Annotated in this window: 8 protein-coding genes; all 8 read right to left on the bottom strand. The window is 48.8% G+C overall.

Translation table 11 applies throughout. From position 1 onward, the window contains the following. Nucleotides 1–74: 74 nt before the first annotated feature. On the bottom strand, nt 75–521 hold the full coding sequence (locus tag MSMTP_RS07310) for a DUF1269 domain-containing protein (protein ID WP_231582954.1): 447 nt from the start codon (nt 519–521) through the stop codon (nt 75–77). Between the two features lie 1,591 nt (nt 522–2,112). Then, a complete protein-coding gene (locus tag MSMTP_RS07315; RefSeq protein WP_048178453.1) occupies nt 2,113–2,670 on the bottom strand; it encodes a DUF1269 domain-containing protein in 558 nt (185 codons plus the stop codon). Continuing rightward, complete coding sequence (locus tag MSMTP_RS07320) at nt 2,658–2,873, bottom strand: hypothetical protein (protein ID WP_156153726.1); 216 nt, start codon at nt 2,871–2,873, stop codon at nt 2,658–2,660. The genes MSMTP_RS07315 and MSMTP_RS07320 overlap by 13 nt, the downstream gene beginning before the upstream one ends. An 814-nt stretch (nt 2,874–3,687) precedes the next feature. Then, nucleotides 3,688–5,751 (bottom strand): S-layer protein domain-containing protein, encoded by a 2,064-nt coding sequence (locus MSMTP_RS07325; RefSeq protein ID WP_048178455.1) that lies wholly within the window; start codon nt 5,749–5,751, stop codon nt 3,688–3,690. Nucleotides 5,752–6,022: 271 nt separating this feature from the next. After that, on the bottom strand, nt 6,023–8,311 hold the full coding sequence (locus tag MSMTP_RS07335) for an arylsulfatase (protein WP_197076166.1): 2,289 nt from the start codon (nt 8,309–8,311) through the stop codon (nt 6,023–6,025). A gap of 891 nt (nt 8,312–9,202) precedes the next feature. Next, nucleotides 9,203–10,267 carry an AI-2E family transporter gene (locus MSMTP_RS07340; RefSeq protein ID WP_048178458.1) on the bottom strand — a complete coding sequence of 355 codons (1,065 nt, stop codon included), beginning with the start codon at nt 10,265–10,267 and terminating at the stop codon, nt 9,203–9,205. A gap of 283 nt (nt 10,268–10,550) precedes the next feature. After that, a complete protein-coding gene (locus MSMTP_RS20175; protein WP_255351023.1) occupies nt 10,551–10,679 on the bottom strand; it encodes a hypothetical protein in 129 nt (42 codons plus the stop codon). 23 nt (nt 10,680–10,702) lie between these two features. Next, entirely contained in the window at nt 10,703–12,076 is a 1,374-nt protein-coding gene (locus tag MSMTP_RS07345; RefSeq protein ID WP_231582955.1) for a sodium:proton antiporter, read from the bottom strand. Between the last annotated feature and the right edge of the window lie 86 nt (nt 12,077–12,162).

Below are 12,162 nucleotides of genomic sequence, written 5' to 3' on the forward strand. Positions count from 1 at the left end.
GAATCGTTGTTCTTGCCCTAAATCCGATTTTCGGGGATGCAGGCATTCCCAATTAGGTGGTTTTCAGATCGGATTTAAGCTGCCGGAGCCACTTCTGCTTCTTCCTCTTCTTCGACAAACATTTCGCGCAGCTTGTCCTCTTCTTCTTTGGACAGGTTGGAAGCGATAAGTTCAAACTCGATGCTTTTCAGGGCCTCCTGGACCTTATCCTGCACTGCGTCGCTTGTCAGCAGGAAGAGGGCAGAGGTGCCTTCGGTCACTTTGCTGCGAACCGACTTGATGAAGTCATCACTGATACCCACGTCGGCAAAAGAGCCTGCAAGCGCACCGAAAGCGGCCCCGACAACCATCCCGAAGATCGGAACCAGGAAAATCAGGCCGAAGAGCATGCCCCAGAATGCTCCGCTAAGTGCGCCTACCCCGGACATGCTGGTTAACTGCTGTGTTTTCGGTTTCTTTTTACCCATTGGCCAGGAGACAACTGCTGCATCCTGCAGGGTAATCAACTGTCTCTTGCTCAAATCCTCAATCACTTCAAGTGTATGTTGTGCACCGCCAGGGGTGTCGAATTTTAGAACTGTTAGTGTTGCTATATTCTAACCTCCTTTTATGTCTGGAATTTTTTCTGCATAAATATTTTCATCGCTGCTTTTTATTATGCAATTTCGCCAATTGAAGTGAAACTGTCATCTTCGCCGTTTTGTAGCAGTTTATCACCGGGAGAAAATCTTGCGAAGGTCAGTGAGCCCTTTTGCACCGGATTTGAGGAATAGTAAATTTATGACCGGGACTTCGGCTGTGTGATGTTTTCCATCTACCGCCACAGGGATCTCCTGAACCCTACATCCGGAAGTAAGCGACGTTGTCAGGTGTAATTTTTAGGTGTAAGAATGATAACGCCGGGAAATAAAGTGCCAGCTCTGTCCCCTGTCTATTTTTATATTGTACCCCCAATTCACGGAACCTGCAAGACTTCCCCCCTGGCTTGCGGTTCAATAATTAACTTTTATATAATTCGATTTTTATGTATATTTCTTTATGCATGTTGATTTATTTTACCGGGTCTGCTGATTGGGATTTCTCCGGAACATTTAAGATTTCCCTTTTCTTTCGAAAGAAAAAATGAACTATTAAAGAAAATATATATGAGAAGGCTTTGTAGAAAAATTAACTAAACCAGCTTCATGTGGCTGAAAAATACAGATGTAAAAGTACTGATCAGACCGTCAGTTTTAGACCACCCGGTTCAAATTAATGGAATTTCTATTTTAGAGATTTTAGAGAACTTCTGAAGGACCAGAAATTCAGCTGAATATTAATATGAAATCACAATCCGAATGAAACGAATTGAACTCTAACAATCCGGAGAGGCCGACTTTAATTTCTCTGTTCAGCTATCCAAAAACCTTTTTTCGATTTGCTTCTCAGTACCGAAACTCTCACTGGCCGACGAAGGAGGCCGGCCTTTTCCTCAAAATACATTGCAGAAATAAAACTATAGTTGGGTGACCAAAAAGTATCGTAAGGTATCTAAAAAGGTTATTGTAGTGACTGAATAAATATGGCAGGACATCTAAAAAAGGTCATTATAATAACTGGGTAGATATAGCAAGACATCTAAAAAGGTCATTATAATAACTGAGTAGATATAGCAAGACGTCTAAAAAGGTCATTATAATGACTGGGTGCATATGGCAAGACATCTAAAAAGGTCATTATGATGACTGAATAGTAAGGTGTAGAATGCAGAATGTCGAGAGCAAGATGATGAAAACATTATGTTGAAAACAGGGTCCTAAAGTAAGATGTAGAAAGCAGAAGACCAGAAAGAAGGATGGAAAAATTAGAGTGAAGAGCTTCTTCTTTACCGGTTTATTTTGCGAGCAATTTTTCTCAGTGAATTCGGAAAAGGCCGCTCGCTGAAGCGAGCGGTGAGAACCCCGGAAACGATTCAAAGCTCACGACCGGCCTTTCCCAGGATCAGGAATCGGTCACATTCCGGGCTTTTCCGGCGATAAGGCAGCATTTCTACGGAGCCAAAAATAAATTATTGAATTCGCACAAAGGATTCCAAGCTCGGGATTTTATGCTGGATACCATTTATGAATTTTATCACGCTGTTGCTGCTGCAGGTTCCTGCTCCTTCTTGTCCGCGGCTTCAACTGCTTCTGCCAGTTCTGCTCCTACCAGGGCGAGCAGTTCGGGCGTGATCATACCCTGGGTGACCAGTACCCCTCCGGCATCGCCAATCGCCTGCTTGAGCTTCTTTGCCCAGAGGTGCTCGATTATAAGGAGGCCGGCAGCGCTATTTTCCGGGATGGCTTCGGTTATCTCCATGATGTCTTCATCGGTGATCCCGTAGTTTTCCCGGGCAGCTGCCAGGGCTCCTGCTTCCATACCTTCAAGTGCTCCTGCTTCACCGCCGGCTCCGAACCCCATGATTCCACCCACAACGGCGCCGAAACGCATCCTCTCCTCCTCGTCCAGCTGCGTGGCTTCCAGAGAAGCGACGTTTCCATCCACGTCTTTCCACAGGAATACCAGGTCAATTAGCCGAATAAGCCCTTTTTCCATTACTGATTCGAGTTCACGGCGGATCTGCCCGTGGAAGTCCGGGTCATCGAATACGATTACTAAAAGCTGCATCGGTCCATACATTACTTCAGCCATTTATTTATTCCCCCAATGGAATTCTTCTTCGTTTTCTCTTCTTTCCTTTTTCTTCTCTTCTTTCCTTTTTCTTCTTCTCTTTCCTTTATTTTCTTCTCTTTCCTTCTGCTGCCCCGCTCTCCGTTTGTTTTCTCAGTTTCCCTGTCCCTTATCAGAGGGGCAAGGGCTGGCTGGATAAACCACGGGATCTTTTCATATTTCAAGAGGCTATCTTCACTTTTCCCCTCATCCGGAACTCGGCACCCGAAAAACAGTTTCAGCAGAATTAGCAATGCTACATATAAAATCCCGTTTATATAAAATTGAGCACATATAAAAATACACGTAAGATCGGCTTTTGTAAAAAACCTTGCTCAATTAACCCGTATAGGGTAGCTGTAATTCCCCTGTTCAGCTTTTCCTAAAACCTTTTTTCGACTTGCTTTATAGGTACCGGCATTCTCACCGGTCGTCTTTGACGACCGGCTTTTCCAGAAAGTACATTAAAATAACTAAAAATAGTATGGAAGTCCCAAAAAAATATGGCTGGATAACTAAAAAAATCAGAATATGACGCGAAGTGAGTTGAATAAAAATAAAAGCCAATAATTGCAGTTTATTTTGTAACTGCTTTTGGCATGAAAGTCGACGTGTACTTTCATTTCTTTGTGCCTGTTATTCAGAGAATTTCATGTGCTTTTTTTCAGATATTTCGGGAAGGGCCGCTTGCTTACGCAAGCGGTGAGGGCCCTTGTTACCGATATTAATAAAGAAAATTCCCGGAACTGGAATCATTAGTAAACCCGGTAATAAAAACCAGGGCCATTTCAAGCTATAGTCACGAGCGTAATTAATGCGACAAAAAACGATGTGTAATAAAGCAATTTATGTCGCATCAAATGCAGGCGTGACTATATATACGGGATTTCTACACAGCCATGATATCAAAAAGTGCTGGAAATAGGCATAAAGAAGAGCAGGCCAAATAAAAATAATTTGAAAGAGCGAAGGGTAAGGAAAACCCTTCACTCAAAGAATTTAGCTCTTCCTCCTGAAGAGGTAGCCGACTGCAAGGAGTCCGACAAGGCAAGGGACAATTCCGAATCCGGGAGTTCCTTCTCCTTCTTCTCCACCAGTGGTGTTGTTGCCTGCAGTTTCTTCCTCAGTTTCTTCCTCAGCTCCTTCCTCAGTTTCTTCCCCAGACGGTTCCTCAGTTCCGTTCTCGCCTGGAGTTTCGGTTACGTTCTCTTCAGGTCGGGTTTCGTTCTCTCCCATTTCGGTTTCATTCATTTCAGGAAGCCCTGTGGTTTCGTTTATTTCCCCGAGAATCCTCACAACGAATGGGAAGTACCTGAGTTCCTCTACAGGGGTGTCCCCGATTTTGAAGAACATGCCTTCAGTGATTTCTTCTTCGGAGTCCAGGGACAGGGTGAAGGTGTTTTCATTGCTGATGCTAAGGGTATCGCCCTGGATTGAAACATCGTCGAGCTTCCCGAATTCGTCATCAGACTCTATGGTCATTGCGTTTGCATAGTCAATGAGCCAGATACCTTCGATCTGGGCAATGCTGTCGACAGCACCCTGGAAGACCTGGTTGACGTGTACTCTGAGGACAACTACATCGTCTTCTTCCTCGATATCATCGAGTTCGACGTCCCAGGTTCTACCGGTAGTGTTACCCCCTGCGACTGAAATGATTTCGTCATCTACGAATTCGCCGTCCCTTGTGAATTCGAGCCAGACTTTCTCCCCTTCAACATCGACCTGCTTTGCTTCGATAGAATAGTTTTCGCCAAGCTCGAGGATTTCGCCGGTTCTCAGGGTGTACTTTTCATCGCTGTCAAGGACAAGCTTCGAGAGTTTGTCAGCTTTGTTTTCCTTTAGCGGGACATATTCTTGTGCAAAGAAGCCGATAACGGGGTACCGGTCCCAGCCTTCATCCGTGTTGAAGTACTCATAGTCAACTTTCTCAATGCGAGTCTCGTAAACCAGGTTTCCTTCAGGAATCACGTTTCCGTCAATGTTGGAGACACTGAGGGATTCGGTTTCGACATTGTCGTCGAGGTCATAAAAGAAGCCTGCAAAGCTGGATGCATCCCAGGTGAAGTTACCCGGGCCGAAGGAGGCTGCTCCCGCTATCACATGGATACCCGGCTCTCTGATTTCTTTCATGAGATGGAACCTGAGCACATCGGATCCTGTGTCAGCTGTCCTGAAGGACACGTTTTCAAGAATTTTGTCTGTGCCGTCCCTGGTAAGGGTTATACTGTCCTCGTTGGTGAGCCTGAGGGCTGGTCCCAGGATGGCAACATCATCCAGTTCGCCGAATTCGTCATCAGACTCAATGGTCCTTGAATTTGCGTAGTCTATGAGCCAGAGCCCTTCGATCTGGGCAATGCTGTCGACAGCACCCTGGAAGACCTGGTTGACGTGTACCCTGAGGACAACTACATCGTCTTCTTCCTCGATATCATCGAGCTCGACATCCCAGGTTCTACCGGTAGTGTTGCCCTCTGAGACCGAGATGATTTCGTCATCTACGTATTCTCCGTCCCTGTTGAACTGGAGCCAGACTTTCTCACCGTTAACATCAACCTGCTTTGCTTCAAGCGTGTATCCCTGTCCAAGCTCAAGAGTTTCCCCTGTTCTGAGGGTGTACTTGTCGTCACTGTCAAGGACGAGCCTGGAAAGTTTGTCAGCCCTGTCAGGTTTGAGTGGGACGGCTATCTGTGCGCCGAAACCGATAATGCTGTAGTTGTCCCAGCCAGCAGCCGGGTTTTCGTATTCGTATCCGATCGGCTGAATCGTTGTTATGTAAACTAGGCCGTTTTCTCCAATGATGTTGTTTTCAGTGCCCGGAACATCGACAATGAGAACAATCTCTGTTGACACGTTGTCGTCAATGTCATAGTAGAATATCGGAAATCGAGAACCATCGATTGGAAGGATGGTACCGTTGCCGTATGTATCAATAATGTCGTCGATATCAGTGCCGTTGAACACTGAACTGCGGACCTCAATTACATCCTGTGCACCTGCAGCGGGTGCAAATACAGTAAGAAGCATGAGAACAGCCAGTGATACCGCTGCAAATCTCTTCATTTTACTTTCCCCCACGTTTGTTAAGATATATCGTATGTAAAAAGAAGTGTCAGGACCAAACCCTTAAAGGATTTCAGCATCACTGCTTTTTGCAAATCGGTCCATACTGGTCCATGCTGGTCCATTCTGATCGATGCTTTGCGTCAGCAGTTTTACTTCTTTAAATGCTGGCGGCCCATCATGAGGAAGCTGTATCAGGACGGTTTTGCTCTTTGCTCTCTGCTCCCACACTTCCCGTGCTGGCCACCATTCCTGCTTCACATTTCACATCTTACTGCCGCGCCATTATCCGCTGGTATTTTGTCTCTTCCGGCTCGAGATGGCTGACGTTGTCCTCCTCCAGGTCAACCCGCACCCAGTTGACTTTACCCTGGAACCTGTTCGCTACGCCTTCGGGATAGTCGTCGGTCACCGGCAGGGCCAGGTCGCTGCCGATGTCCATGGTCTCATCGGCGGAGAAGACAAAGGGCACGGTCTTTTCGATGCGTCCCTCGCCGACCTTCTTATCGTTGACGTAGATCGTCCCCGTGCCGCCGCCTCCGGGCTTGTCGCCGTCGAAGTCGAAGTGATAGCGGATGTTGACCGTACCTGCAGGCAGCTTCTCGGACGCTTCCACGTAGGAGTACTCAAAGTCGAAGAAGTTGTGGACATACCTGGCCGCGCTGTCCTTGACGTAGAAGGCCCAGCCTGCAAAACGCCCGCCCTGTGCCACGATCACGCCGTCCGTCTTGCCTTCGGCGACCTCCACCTCGGCGGTGACGGTGTGCGAGCGGTTCTTGACGTTGAGCACCGTGTTTTCCATCAGGTGTGTCATGCCAGGGTAAAAAGTCATAGTCGTGCGGTCTCCGGGCAGGTCCGGGCGGCCGGCAACGGCTGGGTTAAAGCGCTCGTAGCGCCGGTCGTCGAGGGGGAAGACGTTGTACTTTGAAGCCTCGATCATGAACAGGTACTGCAGCTCACGCAGCTTGTCGGGCATCTCCTTTGAGAGGTCATGGGCCTGGCTCCAGTCTTTGCTGGTGTCGTAGAGCTCCCAGTCGTCCGCATCGAACGAAGGCCACTCCCGGGTGAGCCAGGGTGTACTGTGATGGGTAACTGCCGTCCACCCCTCGTGATAGATGCCGCGGTTGCCGAAGATCTCGAAGTACTGGGTCATGTGCCGGCTCTCAGCATCCGGGTTTTCGAAGGTGTAGGCCATGCTGACGCCTTCCAGGGGCTTCTGGGCGATGCCGTTGACCATGTAGGGTTCGGGCAGCCCGGCTGCTTCCAGGACAGTAGGCAGGATGTCGATGACGTGGTGGAACTGCTGGCGGATCTCCCCCCTGGCTTTGATGCCCCTGGGCCAGCTAACGGCCATGGCGTTGCGGGTGCCGCCGAAGTGTGAAGCGACCTGCTTGGTGTACTGGTAGGGGCAGTTCATGGCGTGAGCCCAGCCGACAGGGTAGTGGTTGAAGGCTTTCGGTCCCCCAATTTCGTCCAGCCTGGGAAGCACGTCTTCCAGCACCTGGGGAATGCCGTTCAAGGCCATCAGTTCGTTGAAGGTACCGTCCAGGCCGCCCTCGGCGCTGGCACCGTTGTCCCCGGCGATGTAGATGAAGAGGGTGTCCTCATAGACGCCCATGTCTTCGAGCGTCTCGATCAGGCGCATCACCTGGGCGTCGGTGTGCTCCGCAAACCCGGCATAAGCCTCCATCAGGCGGGCATAGACCTTCTTCTGTGTCTCGTTCAGGTCGTCCCAGGCTTCAACTCCCTCGGGCCTGCCGGTCAGTTCGGTGTCAAGAGGCACGATTCCCTTTGCCTTCATGTTTGCCAGGGTCTCTTCCCGCACGGCGTCCCAGCCTTTGTCGAACCTGTCCATGTATTTGTCCATCCACTCCCGAGGAACGTGATGCGGCGCGTGGGTGGCCCCGAACGAGACGTAGAGGAAGAAGGGCTTGTCCGGGGTCATGACCTGCAGGCCGCGCACCCAGGAGATGGCTTTGTCGACGATGTCCTCTGAAAAGTGGTATCCCTCCTCTGCCGTCCCCCAGGGCTCGACCGGGATGTTGTTCATGTACAGGGTGGGCGACCACTGGTTTGTCTCCCCGCCCACAAAGCCGTAGAACTTCTCGAAGCCTTCTCCCGTGGGCCAGCGGTCAAAGGGACCCGACATGCTGACTTCCCAGGTCGGGGTCTGGTGCGCCTTTCCCACACAGCCTGTGCTGTAGCCGTTTAGCCGCAACATCTCGGCAATGGTGGCAACACTGTTAGGACGTACACTGTCGTTGCCCGGTATGCCGGTGGCGACCTCACAAACCGAACCTATTCCTGCAGAGTGGTGGTTGCGCCCGGTCAGTAGCGCCGCTCGTGTGGGTGAACAGAGCGCTGTTGTGTGGAAGCGGTTGTAGAGCAGGCCGTTTCCGGCTACCTGTTCCATTGCAGGCATGTGGCAGGGACCGCCGGTCAAACTCGGCGCACCAAAGCCCATGTCGTCGATCAGGACTATGACCACATTGGGAGCTCCCTTTGGAGGGCGAAGCGGCTCTATTGCCGGAAATTCGGCATCTCGTGCGTCCAGTGCCATTTTTCCTTTGGATGCGATGTCAGGGACCGGGAGAATCTCCCGTCCGGTTAATTCTGGTTTCTGTACCATTTTCTCAATCTCCTTTCTATTGTCTTGTTTCGACTACTCTCCCTCTGAGTTAGTTTCAGGTATTTTTCGAGGGCATTTGCAGCGCTCTTTTATCTGCGGCTCTTGCTCTCCCTACCCCTGTCCGCTGAATCTTTCCGGATCTACAGGGTCAGCTAGCCGTCAGGATTCTTTTTCAGGCCCGGTAGAATAGGTCAGTTGACAGTGTAGCGGCATTCCCCCGGTTTGCCGTCACTGAATTACGATTTAGGGAAACGTATACCGTTGTTTCCAGAAGTTCAGGTTTTGGAGCTGCTACTTTTTACCCCTATAATCAAAGAGCAGGTCAGCTCCGAAAGTCACATTCAGGTCGTACTTCTTTCCGGAGTGAACATGGTATCCATGCTTTCAAAGGCTGTTTATGCTCGGGAAAGCAGCCGGGTCACTGCGCAGGAGCCTCTTTGGTTTCGGCTTTTTTCTATCCGTCGAAGCAAAGCGCCATAATGCTATAGAATTCTGGAGTATCCGTGCCTTCTTTTCCCACTATATTATTCCCTACCCCTTTAGAGGTCTGAATATGTAGCCCAGGCTGGCTATTTAGATAATTTATTTTATAAAAAAGGTTTTATAATATATATGCATACCTATGCTTTTACCCTCGATGCATATCGTTTTTACTTTGAAAGTCAGGTTCTCTTTTGAACGAAAAGGAGGTTTTTAGGGGGAATGTATACAGTGGAAACCAGAACCTCTATGAAAAATATAGAATCCGGCAGTCGCCGGTTTCCGGGGCATGGGTCCGGAACAGCAGCAATGAATACGGTTAAGGGCTTCAGGACCTCAGGATTAATTTTCGCCTTCGTTTTCCTCAGCCTTTTCCTCTTCCTGATCTCTATCCCCGCTTGATTCCATCATTTTAGCCATCACGCGTGTCTCCTCGGAACTTTCCAGGACCATCTTTACAACCATTGTGAGGGGGACGGCAATCAGTGCACCTGCAGCTCCCAGTATGAAGGACCAGTAAAACAGGGAAAGAAATACAATCGTCGGAGACAATTTAAGGCCTTTTCCTGCAAGAGACGGGAAAAGAACATTTTCCACGAGCATATTGATAATGCTGATTCCGGCAAGGACAGCTACTGCCCCTATAGGCCCATACTTGAACAGGGCAAGGAGCATAGGTGGAACAGCGGCAAGATAAAAGCCCAGGTAAGGGATATAACCGAATATGAATGTCAGGAGTCCCCAGAGAATAGCAAAATCTATGCCTCCTATAAGGAGCAGTATGGCAGTTCCGATTCCCCCAAGCAGGTTGGTCTCAGTCCTCAGGACCATGTAATTTACGACGCTGCTGCTTAATTGGGTAAACTTCGAAAGCTGTACCGGTTCACCTTCAACTTCTTTTTGCACCTTTTTTGGCGCACTTGCAGAATCCAGGAGTAAAAATGTTGTCGTGACAAAAATGAGCACAATTGTTGATCCGGCATTTAAGGCTCCTGAAATAATTTCCCCTGACACGCTGAAAGCAAATGTTGCAACATTGCGCAGGATCGATTCCAAGGAAACTCCAACTGTAGGCAAATATGCTGAAATACTGTCCAGAGTGCTATCAAACTGATTTTCATAGTCTGGAATCTGGTCACTAAGCTGGACTAAAGAGCTTAAGAAAAGAATCACGGTTCCAACAAAAACAATTATGAAAAAAAGGATTACCAGAAGAACGCTAACTTTTCCCGAAACCCCTTTCTTAATGAGCCAGTGAACCAGAGGGGAAAAGATTAGAAAGGCAAAAATAGCAAAAAAAATCGGTACAAGTATATTTGAAATCGCTTCCATACCTAGTGTAAGGAGAACTGCAGCAGTGCTGTAAATTAGAACTTTGGCTGGCGTTGAACTAGTAGTTGCATTCATATTTATATCCCCCAATCTTTCTTACCCCAAATTTTTCTTTTACTGCCGACTCTTGTTTTTCAAATTATTATAGATCACTTCCCTGTCTTGCTCCCTAATTTCCATGGATTTCCAATGCATTTCAGTCAAGAAAATTAAATATCAGTAGCATTACATCCTGGCTTTTCAGCTGCCGTTTAACTAAAGAAAGAGTGTAAAGACCCCAATCTCCCCTCTTTTTTAATTAAGGTATCAGGTTACTGAATTGATACAATATATGTATAAATCCCAGAATATATATAAATTAACATATATAATTTTGGAATATTCCCTCTTTTTCCTGATCTTCTTTTTTCTGATCCTCTTCTTCCTGATTTTCTTCTTCCTGATTTTCTTCTTCCTGATTTTCTTCTTCCTGATTTTCTTTTCCCACTTTCCTTTTTCCCTATTTTCTCTTTACTGCGTTTTCTCCCGGGAGTTTCCCTGTGGATTTTCGGGAGCATTAAACTCCGGACGTGCGGGCAGTTCCTTCACCTCACCCAGTTCCGGCGCGTCTTCCGGCAGTGCAGCTACTCTTCTTGAATACCATTCGCTTGCAGGGTTTGCAGAAATCCCGTGGGCAAAGACACTTAAAAGGACAGTGGTGGTCACGACCAGGCTTATCGTTTCAAGCCCCTGAATCCCTTCTGCCTCCTCTATGGCGATGAGCAGCAGGACGACTGATGCCAGGCCTCTCGGGCCGAACCAGCCCAGGAAGAGGACAGTTTCACGGTGCAGTTTCGTACCTATCAGGGAGATTGCCACCGGGACCATGCGGATGGCAGTGAGGCTCAGCACTGCATAAACGATTTCAGAAAAGCCGATGGCCGAAAGCCTTGTTGCGGTAACGACCCCGAATATGAAGAAAACCGCAAGGCTCAGGATGCTCCCTTCGGCTTCCGTAAAGATGATTTCCTCCTCTTCGACCCTTCTGCCCATGGCTCCGCTGGCCATACCCGCTAAAAAAGCCGCCACGAATCCGCTTCCTCCTATCCCATCAGCCACAAGCCAGGAGGTGATAGCCAGGGCCAGAAACTCTATCCTGTGATAAAGCTCTGAGGTCCATCCTGCCCTGGAAGCCCTTCCGGAAAGCCATCCCCCAAGGAGACCCAGGGCGATTCCCACAAATGCTCCAAACCCTATCTGTTCAAGTGCCAGGGAGAGAAGGGTACCTATTGGCTGGTTAAGTTCCTCTCCGCTAGCCAGCACAAGGAAGAAGATGAAGAACGGGATTGCCCCCCCGTCATTTAGTCCGCTTTCGATGTTCAGGCCCTGTCGGGCCCGGATAGGCAGTTTCGGGTTGTTTACGATCGTCTGGCCCAGCCCGGCATCGGTCGGGGCAAGGATGGCTCCAAGAAGCGCAGCTTCGGGAAGGGTCAGGTCCGTAAAAATAACCGCAGCAGATGCAGTTCCGGTAAAGATTACAAGCGGCAGTCCCAGGAAAAGGAGGCGGTTTTGCAGTCCCCCCTTCTGGCCAAGCGCCCTCAGTTCGATCCTGGAAGCATCGGCAAACAGCGTGAGTACCAGTGCCACTTCAGCCACAAGGAGGACGAAACTGCTGCCTGCCGAAAGTTCGACCAGGTCGAGCCCTTCCGGGCTGAGCAGCAGTCCGGCCGCCACAAATATCATCGGGGCAGTGACCACGGTACCCGAGATTTTTCGGGAGACAAGGCTGAAGACAAAGAGTAGCGTTGCAAAGGCAATGACAAAACTTGTGGCTTCTGATGTCATGGAAATCCTCATGCATTCGGTGACGCCTGTCACTTTTACTTCATCGCGTTTTTGAGTCACCAGCTGCCTTTTGTGCAATCGTCTGTTTTTTACTTCATTAGCTGCTTTTTTGCCATTGGCTGCTTTTTGGGTAATCAGTTGCTTTT

This window comes from Methanosarcina sp. MTP4 (assembly GCF_000970045.1).
GTDB lineage: Archaea > Halobacteriota > Methanosarcinia > Methanosarcinales > Methanosarcinaceae > MTP4.

Bases quoted from the DNA above. Each gene is read 5' to 3' on its own strand.
- MSMTP_RS07315 (WP_048178453.1), bottom strand. From the start codon at position 2,670: ATGGCTGAAGTAATGTATGGACCGATGCAGCTTTTAGTAATCGTATTC.
- MSMTP_RS07325 (WP_048178455.1), bottom strand. From the start codon at position 5,751: ATGAAGAGATTTGCAGCGGTATCACTGGCTGTTCTCATGCTTCTTACT.
- MSMTP_RS07335 (WP_197076166.1), bottom strand. From the start codon at position 8,311: ATGGCACTGGACGCACGAGATGCCGAATTTCCGGCAATAGAGCCGCTT.
- MSMTP_RS07340 (WP_048178458.1), bottom strand. From the start codon at position 10,267: ATGAATGCAACTACTAGTTCAACGCCAGCCAAAGTTCTAATTTACAGC.